The following is an 18,709-nucleotide window of genomic DNA, read 5'->3' as shown; positions in this document are numbered from 1 at the left end:
CCCGCGTCCGCACATGCACGTGGCCCCCGCTCCGACCTCGTGGAGCGGGGGCCACGGCCGTTCAGCAGGGCTTGGACGCCTCTCCGTCGATCAGGGTGTCCAGCAGCACGCCCAGCACCTCGCGCTCCTTCTCCGTCAGCGGAGCGAGGATCTCCGCGGCGGCCGACCGGCGCGCGCCGCGCAGCTCGCGCAGGGTCGCCCGGCCCTCGTCCGTCAGCTCGATGCGGGTCACCCGCCGGTTCGTCGGGTCCGGCACCCGCCGCACCTTGCCGCTCGTCTCCAGCCCGTCGACGAGGGTCGTCACCGCACGCGGCACCACCTCCAGGCGCTCGGCCAGGTCGGCCATGCGCGGGGGCGAGCCGTAGTGCGCGAGGGTGCGCAGCAGCCGGGACTGGGCCGGCGTGACGCCCAGGTCGCGCCGCTCAAGGTGGCGCTTCTGGATGCGGTGCACCCGGCGGGTGAGCCGCAGCAACTGCTCGGCGAGCAGGCCCTCGGGATCGGGGGTGGTCATGCGGGAACAATATCAGGATGCCGTTCATTGTGAGTATAGGTAACAATGAGCTACGATCCGTTCGCCATCGTCGGCCGCACCCTGGGCCGGCGCCCGCTCACCTCCGTAGGAGCCCATGCACCCCGACCGTGAACCCTTCTGGACCCCGCCTGCCGACGCCAAGGAACAGCCCCGGCAGGTGCGCCGCATCCTGAAGCTCTTCCGTCCCTACCGCGGGCGGCTCGCGATCGTCGGCCTGCTCGTCGGCGCATCGTCGCTGGTCTCGGTGGCCACGCCGTTCCTCCTCAAGGAGACCCTCGACGTCGCGATCCCCGACGGCCGCACCGGCCTGCTGAGCCTGCTCGCGCTCGGCATGATCCTCAGCGCCGTCCTGTCCAGCGTCTTCGGCGTACTCCAGACGCTGATCTCGACCACCGTCGGCCAGCGCGTCATGCACGACCTGCGCACCGCCGTCTACGGCCGCCTGCAGCGCATGTCGCTCGCCTTCTTCACCCGCACCCGCACCGGCGAGGTGCAGTCCCGCATCGCCAACGACATCGGCGGCATGCAGGCCACCGTCACCTCCACGGCCACCTCCCTCGTCTCCAACGCCACCAGCGTGGTCGCCACGATCCTCGCGATGGTCGCACTCGACTGGCGCCTGACGGTCGTCTCGCTGCTCCTGCTGCCGGTGTTCGTGTGGATCAGCCGCCGCGTCGGCAACGAACGCAAGAAGATCACCACCCAGCGCCAGAAGCAGATGGCCGCGATGGCCGCCACGGTCACCGAGTCGCTCTCCGTCAGCGGCATCCTCCTCGGCCGCACGATGGGCCGCTCCGACTCCCTCACCGCGTCCTTCGCCGAGGAGTCCGAGCGCCTGGTCGACCTCGAGGTGAAGTCGAACATGGCCGGGCGCTGGCGCATGGCCGTGATCACGATCGTCATGGCCGCGATGCCCGCCGTCATCTACTGGACCGCGGGCCTGGCCCTCCAGCTCGGCGGCCCGCAGGTCTCGCTCGGCACCATCGTCGCCTTCGTCTCCCTGCAGCAGGGCCTGTTCCGCCCGGCCGTGAGCCTGCTGGCGACCGGTGTTCAGATCCAGACCTCCCTCGCGCTCTTCCAGCGCATCTTCGAGTACCTGGACCTGCCCATCGACATCACCGAACGCGAGGAGCCGATCCACCTCGACGCGATCAAGGGCGAGGTCCGCTTCGAGGAGGTCGAGTTCCGCTACGACGGCAAGGGCGGCCCGGTCCTCGACGGCATCGACGTCACCGTGCCGGCCGGCGGCAGCCTGGCGGTGGTCGGCCCGACCGGCGCCGGCAAGTCCACGCTCGGCTATCTGGTGCCCCGGCTCTACGACGTCACCGGCGGCCGCGTCACGATCGACGGCGTCGATGTGCGCGACCTCGACTTCGACACCCTCGCCCGCGCGGTCGGCGTCGTCTCGCAGGAGACGTACCTCTTCCACGCCTCGGTCGCCGACAACCTCCGCTTCGCCAAGCCGGACGCCACCGACGAGGAACTGCACGCGGCGGCCCGGGCCGCCCAGATCCACGACCACATAGCCGCGCTGCCCGACGGCTACGACACGGTCGTCGGTGAACGCGGGCACCGCTTCTCCGGCGGCGAGAAGCAGCGCCTGGCGATAGCCCGCACCATCCTGCGCGACCCGCCGGTCCTCATCCTCGACGAGGCCACCAGCGCCCTGGACAACCGCACCGAAGCCGCGGTGCAGGACGCCATCGACGCCCTGTCGGCCGACCGGACAACCCTCACCATCGCCCACCGCCTGTCCACCGTCCGCGGCGCCGACCAGATCGTCGTCCTGGACTCCGGCAAGGTCGCCGAGCGGGGCACACACGAGGAACTGCTGGATCTGGACGGGCGCTACGCGGCCCTGGTGCGCCGGGACGCCCAGCTGGAGCCGACGGGCTGACACGGAACCGTAGCCGACAAGCTGACGATATGTCGGATTTGAAGCGATATGCGTATTAACGTGCCTGCATGCAGATGAACACTCCGCGACGGAGCACGATGCGACTGACGCGCCGGGGCAGGTTCCTCCTCGTCATGTCCGGCGCCGCCCTGGCCGGCACCGCCGCCGTGGCGGTGCCGCTGCTGACTCGGGAGAGCGGTCATGTGGAGGCGAAGCCCCCCACGCTGGTCATCCCGGAGGGCTGGCGCGCGAACCAGATCTACGACGCCGTCGACAGGGCCCTCGCGCTGCCCCCGGGCAGCACCCGGAAGTCGCTCGGCAAGGCCGCCCTCAAGCTGCCGAAGGAGGCCGCGGGCAACCCGGAGGGCTACCTCTTCCCGGCGACCTATCCCGTCGAGAAGGGTGCCACCCCCGAGTCGCTGCTGCGGTTCATGGTCGACACCGCCAACAAGAAGTTCAACGGCGCGCCGGTCGCTGCCGGAGCCCAGCTCAACGCGGTGAACGTCTACCAGGCCGTCACCATCGCCAGCATCGTCCAGGCCGAGGCCGCCACCAAGGCCGACATGGGCAGGGTGGCCCGGGTCATCTTCAACCGGCTGCAGCGGGGCATGCCGCTGCAGATGGACTCCACCATCAACTACGCACTGAACCGCAACACCGTGCACACCAGCCTGGACGACACCCGCATGGAGAGTGTGTACAACTCCTACCAGCGCATGGGTCTGCCGCCCACCCCGATCGACAACCCCGGCGAGGACGCGATGCGTGCCGCGATCAACCCACCGCCCGGTGACTGGCTGTACTTCGTCACGATCAGGTCGGGCGACACCCGCTTCACCGCCGACTACTCCGAGCACCTGCGCAACGTGGCCGAGTTCAACGCCGCGCACCAGGCATCGGGGCAGCCCCAGCAGTCCCAGCAGCCCAGCGCAAGCCCGCAGCGGCTGCCGGCCACGCAGCCGCCCCGCTGAGCCGGCAGGACATCACGCGGCGGCCGGCTCGACCGGTTCGACCTGCTCGTCCGGCTTTTCGGCCAGTAGTCGCGTGATGTCCCGTACGGCCGCGCGTCCGGCCCGGTTGGCGCCGATGGTGCTGGCCGAGGGGCCATAGCCGACGAGGTGGATGCGCGGATCGGCGACCGCACGGGTCCCCTCGATCCGGATCCCGCCACCGGGTTCGCGCAGCCGCAGCGGCGTGAGGTGATCGAGTGCGGCTCGGAAGCCGGTGGCCCACAGGATGACGTCGGCGTCCACGTGCCGACCGTCGTTCCACTCCACCCCCTCCGGGGTGATCCGGTCGAACATCGGCCGGCGGTCCAGGACCCCGTCGGCCAGTCCCTGCCGGATGGCGTCGTTGAGCGGAAGTCCGGTGACGGAGACCACACTCCTCGGCGGCAGGCCCTGCCGTACCCGCTCCTCCACCAGGGCCACCGCCGAGCGGCCCGCCTCCTGGTCGAACGGGCCCTCGCGGAAGACCGGGGGCCGCCGGGTGACCCAGGTGGTGGCGGCCGCGTACGGGGCCAGCTCCAGCAGGTGCTGGGTGCCGGACGCCCCACCGCCGACGACCACGACCCGCTTCCCGGTGAACTCCTCCGGCCCGGCGTACCGCGCGGTGTGCAACTGCCGTCCGCGGAAGGTCTCCTGACCGGGGTAGCGCGGCCAGAACGGCCGGTCCCATGTACCGGTCGCGTTGATCAGCGCCCGCGTGGACCAGTTGCCGTCCGAGGTCTCCACGAGCAGTCGCCCGGCGTCCCCCTCGCGCACGGCACGGACGTCGACGGGGCGCCGTACCCGCAGGTCGAAGGTGCGCTCGTACCGGTCGAAGTACTCGCGGATCACCTCCGCCGAGGGGCGGGCCGGATCGGCGTCCGTCAGCTCCATGCCCGGCAGGGAGTGCATCCCGTGCGCCTTGCCGTACGTCAGCGACGGCCAGCGGAACTGCCAGGCGCCGCCAGGGCCGGGGGAGTGGTCCACGACCACGAAGTCGCGGTCCGGCTCGAAGCGGGTGCGCCGCAGGTGATAGGCGCTGGACAGACCGGCCTGTCCAGCGCCTATGACCACTACCTCGACCTCGCGCAATTCGTTCACGGTTCCACTAACAGTGCGGCGGTCGGGGATCTTCCCGAGCGCTCATTTCGGAGAAACGGGTGCGAACTCTCGGCAACGATCCTCTCGGAGTCATGCCGGACGGGCGCTTGGCCGCGGTCAAGGTGGTGCGCTCGCAGTTCGTGGAGGACGACGGATTCCGGACATGTTCCCGCCGTGAGGTGGAGGCGTCCCGCAGGGGGTCGGGCGCGTACACGGCTGCGGTGGTCGACGCGGACGGCGGACGCGCCGTTGCCGTGGCTGGCGTCGGTGTCAGTACCCGGCCCGCCTCTGAGTCAAGTCGTACGTGTCGTCGGTCCGCTGCCGTCGAAGACAGCTGTGCGCCTGGCCGCAGGTCTCGCTGCTGCCCTGCCCGAGATCCACCGGGTCGGGCTGATCCACCGCGATCTCAAGCCGTCCGATGTGCTCCTCGCCGCCGACGGGCCCCAGGTCATCGACTTCGGGATCGCACGGGCCACCGACAGCGAGGGCGGCACCGAGATCACCCACGCGGGCCGGCTGGTCGGCTCTCCCGCCTTCATGTCTCCGGAACAGGCCGAAGGGCGTGAACTCACCCCGGCCAGCGACGTGTTCTCGGTCGGAGCGGTGCTGTTCCAGGCGTGCACCGGACGGAGCCCGTTCGCCGGTACGTCCACGCCGCAGACGCTGTACAACGTCGTACACACCGAACCCGACCTCACCGCGCTCCAGCGGCCGACCCCGGTCGAGATCCCGCGGTCTCCCGGGCGGCTTGCAGCAGATCGGGCTCGCGCACCAGGGCACGGGCGAGGGAGGCGCGCTGTGCTTCGCCGCCTGAGAGGGTCCTCGGCCGGGCCTCGCTGCGACGGCCGAGGCCGATTTCGTCCAACGCCCGTTCGACGTCTACGCGTTCGGGCTTGCCGGACAGGCTGAGCAGCACGCTGCACCACACCTTCTTCCAGGGCATCAGCCGGGAAGCCTGGAAGGCGACGGCCCTGCGGCGGGAGACGAGGGCGGTGCCCTCAATGTCCCGGTCGAGGCCGGCCAGAAGGCGCAGCGCCTGGACCTTCCGCAGCCACTGCGACCGAGCAGGGCGACGAACTCGCCGGGATCGATGTCGAGTTGGAGAACGTCGATGACAGCACGGCGGTCGAAGGAGCGGGTCAGCCCCTCGACGTGCACTGCCTTGGCGGGACGGGTCGTCGTCGCGGGGCTCACCGGCCGGTGAACGTCGGTCGCCATTGCACCACATGGCGTACGAGACCCCAGCGGGACAACCCCAACGGCTCAACCCCCTCGATGAGTTGGGTGTCGACACCGCGGATGTCGGCGTACACGTTGAGGTAGAGCGGGAAGGTCACGCCCAGCGTGATGATGGCGATCTTCGGGGCAGCCGGCGGGGGAGGGAGGCAGAGGGCGGGGGATGCGGCTTGGTGCCGCTGGTCACGCCCGAGTCAACGGCGGATCAGGGGTGACGTGCAGGTACGGCGGCAGACCGCGCTGGAGCGGGGAAGGAGGAGAAGGGCGTCAGCGGCCGCGGCGACGCGTGGCGGAGGCCACCCGCAGCAGGACGGTGTGACCGCGCGTGGTGAGCAGGGCTGAACGCAACATGCGGCCGAACGTAGCCAGGCGCGCTCCATGGTCAACGGTTTCTCGCCCCGTGACCTCACGTACCAGGAAACGGTCGCGCCATGCCATGGGGCCCCGGCGTATGGGCCAGGATGGGGGCATGTCAGATGCCTTCACCACTCGGATGCTGCACGTCGCCACCGGTTCCAGGGAGCGGGTCGTGGACCTGACCTCCGACTGTGAGGAGTTCCTGCGCGAGGCGGCGGCCGGCCGCGACGGCCTGCTCAATATTTTTGTGCCCCATGCAACTGCCGGCATCGCCGTCATCGAGACGGGCGCCGGCAGCGACAACGACCTCCTGACCGCCCTGCACACCCTGCTCCCCGCCGACGACCGCTGGCAGCACCGGCACGGCAGCCCGGGCCACGGCCGCGACCACGTCCTGCCCGCGATCGTCCCGCCGCACGCGACCCTTCCGGTCATCGGCGGCCAACTGGAGCTGGGCACCTGGCAGTCGGTGTGCCTCGTGGACACCAACAAGGACAATCCCGACCGCAAGGTGCGGCTGAGCTTCCTCGGCTGACGTCTGTGGCGGGACTGTAGCGTCGAATTCAGGCCGCACCGAATGAGTTGGCCCATACGTGATCATCTCGCTGAGTGTCATGAGTGTGAGCGCGGTCGGGGCAGCGGCGATTGGACCACGACCTCTTCGTCCCGAATGAGGGCGGGCGGCGATCTTGCCAGCAGTGTCGGAGCTTCCCCTGGCCAGCGAGGCGCTCTAGGTTCATGTCCACGAGGCTGGGACTGATCGACATGGCTGCTGTCATCGTCCCGGCGGCGGCGCCGGCCACGCGGTCCCCTCGGCCGCCGCGTCCAGGAGGTCGCCGAGCCGATGAGGCCGGTCTCTCATCCGTGAGAGGGAGGCCTTCCCTGTGTCCGGGGCTGCTGCAGCCGGGCCGCGAGCTCCCCCGGCAGGACGTCCCGGTTTGCCGGGGTGAGCCGGACGACCTCGATGTCGGCGCGCCGCTTGAGGGCGTCGGTGAACGGATCGGGGCGCGTGTGGACCGTGGCGACGATGTCGACCTCGGCGACGAACAGCGCGTCGACCGCGTGCCGGAACGCCGCGCACGCCAGTTCCATCCGCCCCAGCTCGTCGATGAGCACCAGCCGCCCTGTTGCCTCCTCGGTTGCTGCCGGGCGAAGCGACGGCAGCGCCAGTCGTTCCATGACGCCCGGGTCGACGCCGTATTTCCCTACCCGTGGCGGACCGGGCAGGTCGACATGGGCGAGCACTTCCCGTCGGCCTGCCAGGGTCTCCAGGGCGAATCCGACGCGGGCGCCGGATTGCCGGATCTCCTCCGTGGTGAAGCCGGTGGCCGCGTGGGCGGGCAGCAGCGCGGCGAGCCGACGCAGGGCGGTCGTCTTGCCCGCGCCAGGGCGGCCCTCGAGCAGGATCCTTACCGGCACACTGCCATCTTCACCCCCGCTTCCTGAGGTGGCCCGGGTGGGCTCGGCCGAGTGGGGGTTTTGGGGTGCGGACCGGTGCCGGTGCCGCCGTTGCGGGTATGGCGGCGCGCATGAGCGGAATTGAACTCAGCAGCACCGCGTTCGACGACAAAACGGTGATCCCTCGTCGGTACAGCGGGGAGGGTGAGAACATCTCACCGCCCCTGACCTGGTCGGGGGTGCCCCACGAGGCCACGGAGCTGGTGCTCGTGTGCGAGGACCCGGACGCGCCAGGGGCGACCTTCCTGCACTGGCTGGTGACCGGCATCGATCCGGGGACCACCGGGGCGGCGGAGGGCCAGAAGCCCCAGGGTGGCCTGCCGTGGCCCAACGGCTTCGGCCGCGCGGGCTGGGGAGGGCCGATGCCTCCACCGGGGCACGGGCCGCACCGCTACTTCTTCCGCCTGTACGCCCTGTCCGAGCCGCTGCCGCTGCACGGCCACCCGGGCGTCGAGGACGTGCACCGTGCCCTGAAGGGCAGGGAGCTGGCCTCCGGCACCCTGGTCGGGACCTATCAGCGCTGAGCGCATCACCGCCGGCCGTAGCCATGGGCGCCGTACAGCCGGACGAACCGGGCCGCGGTGACCGTCCTGCGGTGCACCAGGTTGTGGGCCCGCCGCCCGTACAGCTCGACGCGCTCCTGCCCGCCCTGCCCGATCGGCTGGACGAGCCGGCCACCGGTGCGGAGCTGATCCACGAGCGGCTCAGGCACTCGCGGGAAGGCCGCACAGACGATGACGGCGTCGTACGGGGCACGGGTCGGCATCCCGAGGGTCCCCGTCGTCGAGTACGACCTCGGCATTGCCGACGCCGTGCCCGGCCAGCCGCAGGCGGGCCTCGTCCGGGGGATGCTCCGTACGGCCTCCAGGAGACGGGCGTCGGTCACGCCCACGGCGGGGGCCGCGCGGACCAGGTCCTCGGGGTGCCTTCATGGGCCATCGGAGCGCGGGGCCGTGGCGGTGGCGCCGGTGGCCCCGCTCGTGGTGCGTTCCACAGGCCGCACGGCGTCATCGTGCTCGCCGCTCGGCGTCGCCTCGTTCTCACGTGCTCGGTGCCGTTCTCGCAGTACTCGTTGCGGTGCCGGTGAGCGAGTCCGGTTCCGGCCAGGCGCAACCCGGGCAGTCGAAGCCCTAGGTCCGGTTGAGGTTGAGCAGCGCCGGCGCCGGACGGCGGACCGTCGTCTGCTCCAGGGAGTACCGCAGTGGGTTGGCCACCGCCGGCACGCCTACCGCCCAGGTCTTGGGCGGGGTGATCGAAACGTCTGTCTCCTCCGCGCCGCTGTTGCTCCGGACGGGGTCCCCGGGTCGGTGTACCGCAGCAGAGCGCCCACGCCCTCGTACAGCCTCAGCTCGCTCTCCGGTACGACGACCAGCTCGGCACCGGTGCTGACGAGGGCCCGGACGAGGGCCTCGTCGGCGCGTTCCTCGCGCGGGGCCCGCACGCCGAAGGACATCAGCTCCGCCTCGGTCAGGGCGAGCTGGGTGGGCTGGGAGCCCACCCAGAGCCGCAGCGAAGACCCAGGCGGTCGGTTCAGCAGCAGTGCCGCGACCTGGCCGCGCTGGAGGGCGGCGACGGTGGCGGCAAGCCCCTCCGCCATGGGTCCGTCCAGGGCACGCCGGCCGATGAAAATGTCCACGAGTTCCCGGTCGTGCGCGGCCATGCGGCCGCGGAAGACGCCGTCGAGCTGCGGCTCCAACAGGGCGCGACCTGTGTCGGTGGGGGTCCGGCCGCCCACGCGTACGACTTTGTCCCGCAGGGTGTGCGGCAGGCGGCGGATCAGTACGTTGCACGCCCACTCGTCCCCGCCCACGACGACGGCGTCGGCATGGGCGCGCCGCGCCCGTTCGTCCAGCCGGTGACCGAGCCGGAGGGAGGTGCGGTGCCAGGCCGCCACGGCGACCCTGTGGTGCAGCCGCTCACCCGGGGTGACGGTGGATGCGGGCCAGGTGCCGGTCTCCGCCTCCAGAGTTACCCAGCCGTGGGTCTCGGCGGTCGGAAGGCCGCCGTAGCGGACGACTACGGCCATGTAGGGGATCTCCGGAAGGTGCTGGGTGACCAGGGGCATCGCGTCCGGCAGGGTGCTGTAGCGCGCGGAGTCGTGCTCGGGCGGCCTGGGCAGCTCCCCGTCCAGGACGAGCGTGCCGTGGGCGGCGAAGATGGCCTGACCGTGCGCCCCCGGCACCTCTGTGTCGGAGCCGACCACCTCCTCCAGTACGTTCAGCAGCGCCCGGTCCGAGCCCTGACGGGACAGGCTTTCGCGCAGCCGTTGCCAGCGCAGCGCGATCGCCCGGTCGGGATGCTCGACGTTTCGGGAGGTGTCCAGGTACACGGAGGCGAACGGACCCGGCTCCGCGTAGAGGGGTTCAAGGAACGACAACCTCATCGCCACTCCTCGTCGATGGTCTCCCCTCCTAAGATGATGCGCGCCCTGGGGGCGATGGAGTTCGACGAGCGCAAAGCGGTGCGGAACGCGGGGCGGTCAGGCGCCGGCCCGTCGTGAGCATGGTGGCGGCGACCAGGCCGCTCAGCACCGCCAAGCCGCGGGCCGGGACGGCAGGTCCTTCCTGGCATAACCCCGTAGCCCCGGCGCGGCCACGACTGCATGCCACCTAGACGAAGTCCTCATCGTCATCGTGGTCCTCATCGCCTTCGATGTCCTCGAAGTCATCGTCAGGCTCTTCCAGCGCCTCCACCAGGTGGTACTCGATTGGAGTGCCGATCTCGTCGTGTTTCATCAGCAGACGGCACAGCATGTTCAGCGGGTACTGCCCTGCCGACTCATCGGCGCCGGCAGGACTGACGCACGGCGTGTCGACGGTGCCGTTCTGGTGCACCGGCGCGAACAGGCGGGGCGCCGGCGCTGTCTCGTCCAGGATCATGGGCTCGTACTTCCACACCAGCCCGCGAGCCCGGCGAACGGTCTCGCCGAGGTACCAGACGGCGCCCTGGACGAACTCGTCGCGCCGGGCGCCGAACACGTCCTCCAGGGTGCCGAACCGCTCACGGACCAGCTCTTCCAGCGGCTCCAGCGAGGCGGGGCCGAAGTCCCACCGTTCCGCACTGTCGTTGGTCCGGGCCCAGTGTTCGAAGGCGGCCTGTCGTTCGGCCAGCCACACCAGCAACTCCGGGTGCCGCTGCGGATCGTGCGCGTCGTCAGTGTGCTCCCTCATGCGGGCACTGTAGAGAACCCGGGAGAACCCGGCAGGCGACCGGTCGAGGCGGCGTGGTCGAGGTCCTCGAACCAGCCTGCTCAGGGCCTGAGTTGCGACACGCCGCACGCAACCATTCATTGCGACTTACGTGGCGTCAGCCCCTAGGGTGCCCCGGTGGACGGTGACATGTCACGGGGGCCCGCACCGTCCGCCTCCAGTCCCATGTGCCCCTACCAGGGACAAAAGCAGTTGAATACACCGATACGAACCCGCCTGCGTGCCCGCCTGGCCTCCTGCCTCGCGGTCATCTCGGCAGCCGGGATGATGCTGGTGGGCCTGCCCGCTGCCCCGGCCCAGGCCGCGCCCGGCGACACCGCGCAGATCACCACCGGCAAGCGGTGCGACGAGATGCACCTCGGGAAGAAGTACCCGCGAACGCCGGCGAACTCCGGCGCCCCCGGCGGCGCCCAGTTCGAGGAGTCCTGGCCCGGCCTGGAAGAGAAGTACTTCTACGACCACCTGTTCAAGGGGTTCGAGGACGTTCCCACCCCCACCGCGCAGGAACTGGCCCAGCTCGGCAGCACACAAGAGGACGTCGACGCCTGGGACAAGAAGTACGCCCGGTCCAAAGACCCCGACGACATGAAGCAGGGCATCTACACCCGCTACAACCGCTACCTCAAGGGCGGAACCGGCGCACGCCTGCCCTTCAAGCGGTGGCAGAAGCGGTTCCTGACCCAGAATCAGCAGAACAACCGCAAGGGCGCGGCGTTCGAGCGGAAGACGGTCCGTGACTTCAACCTGGTCGGTCCGGACTGGCTGTGCGAGGTCACCGTCGAGGTCCGTGACCAGAACGGGAAGGTGATCGCGCGCCGCAAGTACGACGCGTACAACGCGAAGAAGGACCAGTTCGCCGAGTTCAAGTCCACGTCCAAGTACCGCCCCAAGCAGTACGCCGCAGACCGGATCGTCCTGCGGCACAAGGACGCCACCTACGACTTCACCAAGAAGAACCTGGTCATCTACGGCGGCGAGAAGGCCGCCAAGGGCACCGTCAACCAGTACGGCAAGCTCAACCAGGCGCTCCGCGGTGAACGCGGCACCACCGGCAACCCGGTACGCATCTACGAGCGCCGCGCGACCGGCATGGGCGTCTACCCCACCACGAAGTACTCCAAGTACTACCCGGTGATGAACCCCAACCCGGCCAAGGGCACCGCCGGACCGATGAACGACATCGCGTTCGGCTCGGGCAAGAACCTGAACGACGCCAAGCGGATCCAGCGCGAGTTCAACCAGGCCAACACCCGCAGCGCGCTCGGCCGCGGCCCGGGCGGTGTCGACTTCACCACCCTGGAGATCCAGTACGTCGGCAACCCCGTCAAGGGCAAGGGCCTCGACTACTCCTTCAAGGCCGACTACGTCGACGACGAGGACACCAACCCCGGCTACGGCGGGCAGGCCAAGCTCCAGCTCGCCTCCGACGCCATGTTCACGTGGCTCGCCCTCGACCCGCGCTCGTTCTGGGTGAACCTGAACCCGGACCAGCCGGACAAGATCATGGACCCGACGTTCGGGAAGACCGACGCCGGACGCGTCCTCCTGGTCGCCGACCTGGACATGAAGCACGACTACGCCCGCGCCATGGACCCGCGTGTCGAGCCCGGAAAGGCGTACTGGGACGCCATGAGCGACGCCAGCCTCCCGTGCTCGCACTCTCTGCGCAACTGGATCGTGCCCAAGGCCGCCAAGGTCCGCGTGGACGAGAACGGCATCTACATCCTGGACGCGCCGCTCGAGGTGAAGTCCGCGCCGATCGACTTCACCACCCCCAGCCCGAACGGCGACTGCTCCCTGACCAAGGAGCAGGTCCAGACGTCGCAGCGGCTGGTCGACCAGTACATCCTCCCGGGCATCGAGAAGAAGATCAACGAAGACCCGAAGTACGCCGACCTGCGCCGCGTCTACAAGTCGCGTGTCGCGGCCGAGTACATCCGCCGGCAGGACAAGGACCACCCCACCGACTTCCACGCCATCATCGGCAGCGGCGACGTCAGGCGGTGGCCCCTGCGCGCCCCCAACACCGGCTGGACGCCCAAGAAGACGTACGACGAGTACGTCACGTCCTTCACCAAGGGCGACTACAGCTACCCGTGTGAGTACAACGGGGAGAACAAGACCTGCGTGATGGGCGGTGTCGACTTCTCCAAGCAGCCCGAGAAGAAGATCAGCCGGGCCCGGTTCCGGGCCGAACACCCCCGCCTGGACGTCACCACCAAGAACTCCGTCCGCACGGAGACCGGTTACCGCGACACCTACACCGCCTACCTCGGCGGCAGCAGCTCCGGGAACACCGACAACGGCCGCACCCCGGAACCGGACCCGAGCCCGACCGGCAGGCCCACGCACAAGCCCGGCAGCCCGGCTCCCGAACCGTCCGGCAGCCACTCCGGCGGCCCCACGCCGACGCCCACCACCCCGCCCGGAAAGAACGACGACGACCACGGGGGCGGCCTCGCCGACACCGGCGCCCAGGTCGGACTCGTCGCCGGGATCGCCGCGGTCCTCGTGGCCGTCGGCTTCGTCCTGGCCCGCGTGAAGCGGCGCCGCGGCACGCGGGACTGACCGATCCCCCCCCGCACCACGGCAGCACACGAATTCGGCCCTCGTTCCCTTCCGGCAAGGAAGGGAACGAGGGCCGAATTCGTGCACGGGCGCCCCCAGGGCGTGGCCGACCTCCCCGGGGGCACGGCGCGGCCGACTGGGAATCCGGCGGAGATCCTTCTACCGTGGGCTGCGCCTGTCCCGGTGCTGGTGGACGAAGTGAAGGGGGCTTGGTGGACGCCGAGTTGGGGACGCTCGCCGCGCAGGGGGCCACGGCCCTGATCGGACTCATGGTCGCGGACTCCTGGGGAAAGACCAAGCACTTGGCCCGGCTGCTGACCGGCCGGCTCTCGGGGCGCGGAGCGGACGAGGAACTGGAGGCCTCCCGCGAGGAGTTGGACGCGGCCCGGGAGCGGGGCGAGGAGGAACGGGCGGCGAACCGGGTAGCCGCCGCATGGGAACGGCGCCTGCTCGACATCCTGCGGAGCGACCCCGAGGCGGCCGAGGAACTGCGGCACCTCCTGTCCGAACTCATGCCGGGAACGTCGTACGACATCACCTTCGACGCGCGACCGGCCGCCGGCGACGCGCCTCCCGACCACATCCCGGCCCTGACCGGCACGTTCAGCAACCGGGTCGCCGAACTGGCCCGTATGGACGCCCTGTGCGGCGAGCCCGGCCGGGTCGGTCTCGCGGTGCTGGCCGGGCTGCCCGGGGTCGGCAAGACCGCCTTCGCCTGCCGCTGGGCCGACAAGGAGCGTGACCGGTTCCCGGACGGCCTGTTCTACATCGACTACGCCGCCCTGCGCGACGAGTCCGCCGTCGGCGCCGCCATGGGCGCCGACGTCTCCCAGGCCCTCGCCGCGATCCTCAAGGCGCTCATGCGCAGCGACGAGCACGTCCCGGCCACGCTCGCCGAGCTGACCCGGCAGTACGCCTCCTGCTCGCGCGACCGGCGCATCCTCGTCCTCATCGACAACGTCACCCTGCCCGCCCAGGTACGGCCCCTGATCCCCAGCGGGCTCGGCAGCACGGTCGTCGTCACCAGCCACAGCAGGCTCACCGAACTGGTGGCGGTCGACGGAGCCGACCTCATCGCGCTGAAACCCCTCGACACGGAGAGCGGCCTGACCCTGCTGGCCGACCACTCGGGACGGGAGACCGTCGAGGCCGACCCGGCGGCGGCCGCACGCCTCGTCGACCTGTGCGGCGGCCTGCCCGTCGCCCTGCGCATCGTGGCGACCCGGCTGCTCACCGACGACGCCCTGACCCCGGCGGACCTCGCCGACGAACTCGAGGACGAGGCCGACCGGCTGGACGGGATGTCCCTGCCCGGCAGCACCTACTCGGTGTCCGCCGTCCTCGGGCCCTCCTACCGGCTGCTGCCGCCCGGACCTGCCCGCATGTTCCGCCTGCTCGGCTGGGTGCCGGCCGGGCTCTTCGACGCCGGGGTCGCCGCGGCGGCGGCCGGGGTCGACACCCGTACCGCCAGGCGGCTGCTGCGCGAACTCGCCGCCGCGAGCCTGCTGGAGACCGAACGCGACGGCCGCTACCGCATGCACGACCTCGTCCGCCTGTACGCCCGTGACCGCGCGGTCGAGGAGGAGCCGGCCACCGAGGAGACCGCGCTGCTCGAACGGGTGGCCACCCACTACCTCGTCCTCGTCGCGCTCGCCGACCGCGCCCTGCGCAGGGACCGGCTGCGGATCGCCGACCTGTCCGCGCACCTGGCGGGCGCCCGCGACCCCTTCTCCGCTGAGGCCGGCCCCTCCCCGCTGACCTGGCTCGACGCCGAGTGCGCCGCGATCCTGGCCGTCCTTCGGGCCGCCGTACGCCACGGTCTGCATGCCGTCGCCTGGCCGCTGGCCGAGGCGTTCACGGCCCTCTTCCTCCACCACCGCTACCTGGGTGCCTGGAAGGAGTCCCTGGAACTGGGTGCTGAAGCCGCCGGCGCACTCGCCGCGGACCAGGACACCCCGGGCGATACCGCCGCCGAGGCCGTGGCGGGCGAGGCCCGCCTGCGCAGCCTGCTGTCCCGCCCGTTGACGGACCTGGGCGAGTACGAGCGCGCCCGCACGGAGCTGGAGCGCTCGGTCACCCTCGCCGAGTCGACCGACCGGCTGCTGCTGCGCGCCTCCGTCCAGGAGTTCCTCGGCCGCTACCTGGACCGCTTCGACCCGCCCCGCGCGGTGGAGACGTACCGGTACTCCCTCGACCTCAACCGGCGTGCCGGGGACCGGCGTGGCGAAGCCCTGGCCGCCTTCTTCCTCGGCTGCGCGCTGGACGCCCGCGGGGACCATGCGACGGCTCTGGTGACGCTCACCGAGGCCCGACAGGACCTGCTGCACCTCCCCGAGCCCGACCACCGCATGGCGGCCCGCGTCCACCTGGCCATCGGCCTCGCCCAGGACCACCTCGGCCACACCGAGGAAGCCGTCCACGCGTTGCGCTCGGCGGCCGGCACCCTGCGGGACCAGAACGCGACCCACTACGAAGCCGAAGCCCTGCTCGCACTCCTCGGCATCGTCGAGCGGACCGGCCGCCACCAGGAGGACGTGCGGGCCTGGCTGACCCGGGCGCTCGAGATCTACGAGGCGAGCGGCAACCCGGGCGCGGAGGAGGTACGCCGACGGCTGCGGGACCTCACCTGACGACGGGTGGCACGGGCCGCAGCCGCAGCACCACGTCCTCGTCCCGCACCCGACCGATCCGCAGCGTCAGCAACGCGTCGGCCAGGGAACGGCCCTGGCGCAGGCACGCGTAGACGACGGCCGCTGCGAGCCCGGGCACGATCGGCGGACCGGTGACGGCCACCTCCACCACGCGGCCGTCGCGCAGCCCCACCAGATGACTGCCGCCCCGCACCGCACAGGCGGCCAGCAGACTGCCGGGCAGCTCTGCCGTCGTGGCACGGATCCACCGCAGGGCTTCGGCCGCGCTGTCGGCACGGTCCGTCCGCTCGACGATGGAGGCGCTCTCCAGCAGCCGTCGGTCCCGTTCGCCGTCCGAGCAGGCGAGGTGCGTGAAGGAGAGAGGCTGTGTGCTCTCCAGGTCGCCTTGGACGTGCGCACGAGCCGCCGCAGGGAACCGCCGTACCGTGACGACCGGACCGCCCCCCTCCTCGCTCACCTCGGTGACCACCAGCGACGAGGTGGCCGGCCGGGCGGCCGGTTCCGGGGCGGGCAGCAGCAGGTCCGGCGGGGGCGCGGAGGCCGGCTCCGGCAGGTTCAACAGCTCATAGACGGCGGCGCGGAGCCGTGCGAGGGCGTTTCCCGGATCGGCGAAGGCCCGGCGTGCCACTTCGGCGTAGCGTTCAGGGGTGTGGTCCCGTACGACGCTCTCGACCTGCGCCCTCAGCTCCGCGCCCGGGTCGAGGTGCGGGGCGGCCGCGGCCAGGTCATGGACGGCGGTCCCCGGCACCGCGTCGGCGCCGAACGCCCCGAGCAGCACCGGAGTTCCGAGCGCGGCACCGTACAGCGTCACCGAGCCGTGGTCGCCGATCACGACGTCCGCCGCGACCAGGGCGGAGCGCCAGGCGTGGACGGGAGGCAGCAGGATCAGCCCCGCGTCCAGTGCCGCGGACTGCAGGGACCTGATCTGCCAGGCGCCGTGGGCCGACCAGACGTTGGGATGGACGACGGCGGCGACCCGGTACTCGTCCTGCGGGAGCGCGCCGAGGACGCGGACGGGCAGGTCGGGGTGCCGGCCCAGGAGAGAAGTGGTCCCCCAGGTGGAGCTGACGACGACGAGCAGCTGGTCCTCCCCGACACCGAGGGCCTCCCGGTACGCGTGTCTGCGCCGCCGGCCGGCCAGCAGTTCGTCGTAGCAGGGATCGCCCAGCAGAAGGGTGCGGCCGGCGGTCTTCGGGTGGGCGGCGAGGAGTTGCCGCTCCTGGTCGGGGTGTGAGACGGCGAGCCAGGCCCGGCCGGACTCCAGGAGCGCGTCCGGTACGAGGCCGGACAGCCGGTCGTGCGGCCCGCGCGCGTCCGGGACCCGTTTCTGGAAGCCCACGCCGTGGGGCAGCACCAGGACCGGGCAGTCGCCCTCCGGTACGTCCACGTTCTCGCTCGCCGTGAGCACGAGGTCGGCCCTGATGTGGCGCAGCTGCTCCCAGGGCATGACCCGGCAGCCGGACGTGTGCAACAGCTCGAGCACCCCTGAGCCGAACGCTGAGGTGGGATCGTGGGCGAAGACGACGCTCACCCGAGGGTCGTCACGCAGCAGGGCGGGAAGCGACTCGAGGACGCGCACCGTGGAGGTGACGGTGCGGGCGGCGACGACCAGGGTCCGCTCGGTGGGGAAGGTGCGCCAGCGAGGGGCGTCGGGGCCTACCGGAACCCGCAGGAAGGGGCTACCGGACACCACGTCCGCACCCCCGACTCCCGCACCGCACCGCACTGCATCGCACCGGACCAGCGGCTCGCGGCTCGCGGCTCGCGGCTCGCGGCTCGCGGCTCGCGGCTCGCGGCACAGTCGGCCTATCAGATGACAAGTTGGCTGACAACCCTTCAGATCTGCTCGCTCCCGGCGGACCGCTCCACGGTAACCAATCAGGAAGGGCCGGCACAGGGCCCCTGGGCGCCCGGGGACGGGAGCAGACCGAGCCGCTGAGCGTGCAGAACCGTGCCGACCCGGTCGCGGGTGCCCAGCTTGCGATAGATGTTCTCCACGTGCTTGTGCACCGTGCGGGCCGAGATGCCGAGGCGGCGGCCGATGGCGTCTGCCGTCAGCGCGTCGGCGAGCAGGAGCAGCACGGTCGTCTCGCGGGGCGTCAGCGCACAGTCCGCCGCCCGCTCGTCCGGCGCTCCGACCGGGGCCAGCGACCGCCGCCACTCCTCCAGCAGCTGCCGCTGCCGCTCCACGCCGGCCAGCAACGGCTGCGCGCGCTCGGCCATGGCGAGGTGGTCGTCGGTGAAGTCCGTCCCGGAGCGGTAGACGAGACAGCCGGTGATCGGGGCGCTGCTCCCGGGGAGCGGTACGCCGAGCACGTGGTCGACGTCGAGGACGTCACCGAGCAGGCGGGCCGTCGGACTGCCCGGCCAGTCGGACCCGGCCGCCCGGTACGCGGTGACCGGGGTCCGGTCGGGCCGGGCCGTGTAGTGGGCGGCGAGCGGGTAGCCCGTGCGCAGCAGAGCCAGGTCCGAGTCCCGGAGCCGGCCCAGTTCGGTGGCGGCGGCGTCGGGGGCCACCCCGACGGTGCCCTCGTTCTCGCTCCAGTGGTCCAGCTTGTGGACGACCGCCTCGCCGCCGCACAGGTCCGTGAGCGCGGTGCCGAGCAGTGGCCACAGACGCCCGGGCTCCCGTTCGTGCAGCGCCGTCACGGCGACCGCCATCAGGCGTTCGTAGGCCTTGTTCAGCCCCTGTACCACGTGCTTCTCTCCGCGTG

Annotated in this window: 14 protein-coding genes and 4 pseudogenes; 7 read left to right on the top strand and 11 right to left on the bottom strand. The window is 71.3% G+C overall.

The annotated features are described in order from the left end of the window. Positions 1-61 precede the first annotated feature (61 nt). A complete protein-coding gene (locus ACFY3C_RS38760) occupies positions 62-511 on the bottom strand; it encodes a MarR family winged helix-turn-helix transcriptional regulator (protein WP_386581369.1) in 450 nt (149 codons plus the stop codon). A 115-nt stretch (positions 512-626) separates the two neighbouring features. On the opposite strand from ACFY3C_RS38760, the gene ACFY3C_RS38755 reads away from it, so the two are divergent. Both ACFY3C_RS38755 and mltG read left to right on the top strand, forming a co-directional pair. Beyond that, positions 627-2,429 carry an ABC transporter ATP-binding protein gene (locus tag ACFY3C_RS38755; protein ID WP_390774179.1) on the top strand — a complete coding sequence of 601 codons (1,803 nt, stop codon included), beginning with the start codon at positions 627-629 and terminating at the stop codon, positions 2,427-2,429. Positions 2,430-2,497: 68 nt separating this feature from the next. Continuing rightward, on the top strand, positions 2,498-3,400 hold the full coding sequence (gene mltG, locus ACFY3C_RS38750) for an endolytic transglycosylase MltG (protein WP_386581372.1): 903 nt from the start codon (positions 2,498-2,500) through the stop codon (positions 3,398-3,400). A gap of 12 nt (positions 3,401-3,412) precedes the next feature. Here mltG and ACFY3C_RS38745 read toward each other — a convergent pair whose 3' ends face one another. Then, a complete protein-coding gene (locus ACFY3C_RS38745; protein WP_390774178.1) occupies positions 3,413-4,516 on the bottom strand; it encodes an NAD(P)-binding domain-containing protein in 1,104 nt (367 codons plus the stop codon). On the opposite strand from ACFY3C_RS38745, the pseudogene ACFY3C_RS38740 reads away from it, so the two are divergent. Next, positions 4,445-5,143, top strand: a pseudogene (locus ACFY3C_RS38740) (protein kinase); the annotation flags it as partial. The gene ACFY3C_RS38745 and the pseudogene ACFY3C_RS38740 overlap by 72 nt on opposite strands. Positions 5,144-5,267: 124 nt before the next feature. On the opposite strand, the pseudogene ACFY3C_RS38735 reads toward ACFY3C_RS38740, so the two are convergent. Both ACFY3C_RS38735 and ACFY3C_RS38730 read right to left on the bottom strand, forming a co-directional pair. After that, positions 5,268-5,734, bottom strand: a pseudogene (locus ACFY3C_RS38735) (ATP-binding cassette domain-containing protein); the annotation flags it as partial. 2 nt (positions 5,735-5,736) lie between these two features. After that, a pseudogene (locus tag ACFY3C_RS38730) lies at positions 5,737-5,883 on the bottom strand (ABC transporter permease); the annotation flags it as partial. A gap of 338 nt (positions 5,884-6,221) precedes the next feature. Between ACFY3C_RS38730 and ACFY3C_RS38725 the strand changes: the two are divergent. Then, entirely contained in the window at positions 6,222-6,644 is a 423-nt protein-coding gene (locus ACFY3C_RS38725; protein ID WP_390774177.1) for a secondary thiamine-phosphate synthase enzyme YjbQ, read from the top strand. Between the two features lie 323 nt (positions 6,645-6,967). On the opposite strand, the gene ACFY3C_RS38720 is transcribed toward ACFY3C_RS38725, so the two are convergent. Next, complete coding sequence (locus tag ACFY3C_RS38720) at positions 6,968-7,528, bottom strand: nucleoside-triphosphatase (RefSeq protein ID WP_390774176.1); 561 nt, start codon at positions 7,526-7,528, stop codon at positions 6,968-6,970. A gap of 110 nt (positions 7,529-7,638) precedes the next feature. Here ACFY3C_RS38720 and ACFY3C_RS38715 point away from each other — a divergent pair, with 110 nt between their 5' ends. Beyond that, positions 7,639-8,091 carry a YbhB/YbcL family Raf kinase inhibitor-like protein gene (locus ACFY3C_RS38715; protein WP_386575030.1) on the top strand — a complete coding sequence of 151 codons (453 nt, stop codon included), beginning with the start codon at positions 7,639-7,641 and terminating at the stop codon, positions 8,089-8,091. Between the two features lie 5 nt (positions 8,092-8,096). Here ACFY3C_RS38715 and ACFY3C_RS38710 read toward each other — a convergent pair whose 3' ends face one another. The 4 genes and pseudogenes from ACFY3C_RS38710 to ACFY3C_RS38695 all read right to left on the bottom strand — a co-directional run bounded on the left by ACFY3C_RS38710 (position 8,097) and on the right by ACFY3C_RS38695 (position 10,737). Beyond that, positions 8,097-8,333 carry a protein-L-isoaspartate O-methyltransferase gene (locus tag ACFY3C_RS38710; protein WP_390774175.1) on the bottom strand — a complete coding sequence of 79 codons (237 nt, stop codon included), beginning with the start codon at positions 8,331-8,333 and terminating at the stop codon, positions 8,097-8,099. 275 nt (positions 8,334-8,608) lie between these two features. Further along, positions 8,609-8,820, bottom strand: a pseudogene (locus ACFY3C_RS38705) (hypothetical protein); the annotation flags it as partial. Continuing rightward, positions 8,793-9,950, bottom strand: a complete 1,158-nt coding sequence (locus tag ACFY3C_RS38700; protein ID WP_390774174.1) for a hypothetical protein — start codon at positions 9,948-9,950, stop codon at positions 8,793-8,795. The gene ACFY3C_RS38700 and the pseudogene ACFY3C_RS38705, both read right to left, overlap by 28 nt. A 226-nt stretch (positions 9,951-10,176) precedes the next feature. Continuing rightward, entirely contained in the window at positions 10,177-10,737 is a 561-nt protein-coding gene (locus ACFY3C_RS38695; RefSeq protein ID WP_390774173.1) for a hypothetical protein, read from the bottom strand. Positions 10,738-10,968: 231 nt separating this feature from the next. Here ACFY3C_RS38695 and ACFY3C_RS38690 point away from each other — a divergent pair, with 231 nt between their 5' ends. Continuing rightward, complete coding sequence (locus ACFY3C_RS38690; protein ID WP_390774172.1) at positions 10,969-13,344, top strand: hypothetical protein; 2,376 nt, start codon at positions 10,969-10,971, stop codon at positions 13,342-13,344. 212 nt (positions 13,345-13,556) lie between these two features. Beyond that, positions 13,557-15,974 (top strand): ATP-binding protein, encoded by a 2,418-nt coding sequence (locus ACFY3C_RS38685; protein WP_390774171.1) that lies wholly within the window; start codon positions 13,557-13,559, stop codon positions 15,972-15,974. Here ACFY3C_RS38685 and ACFY3C_RS38680 read toward each other — a convergent pair. Both ACFY3C_RS38680 and ACFY3C_RS38675 read right to left on the bottom strand, forming a co-directional pair. Then, positions 15,967-17,685: a hypothetical protein gene (locus ACFY3C_RS38680; RefSeq protein ID WP_390774170.1), complete on the bottom strand. Its 1,719-nt coding sequence runs from the start codon at positions 17,683-17,685 to the stop codon at positions 15,967-15,969. The genes ACFY3C_RS38685 and ACFY3C_RS38680 overlap by 8 nt on opposite strands. Before the next feature lie 188 nt (positions 17,686-17,873). After that, positions 17,874-18,656, bottom strand: a complete 783-nt coding sequence (locus ACFY3C_RS38675) for a response regulator transcription factor (RefSeq protein WP_390774210.1) — start codon at positions 18,654-18,656, stop codon at positions 17,874-17,876. Between the last annotated feature and the right edge of the window lie 53 nt (positions 18,657-18,709).

It is taken from the genome of Streptomyces sp. NPDC001410, assembly GCF_042895235.1.
In the GTDB taxonomy this organism is placed as follows: domain Bacteria; phylum Actinomycetota; class Actinomycetes; order Streptomycetales; family Streptomycetaceae; genus Streptomyces.
This window is presented reverse-complemented; position numbering and strand designations above follow the sequence as displayed.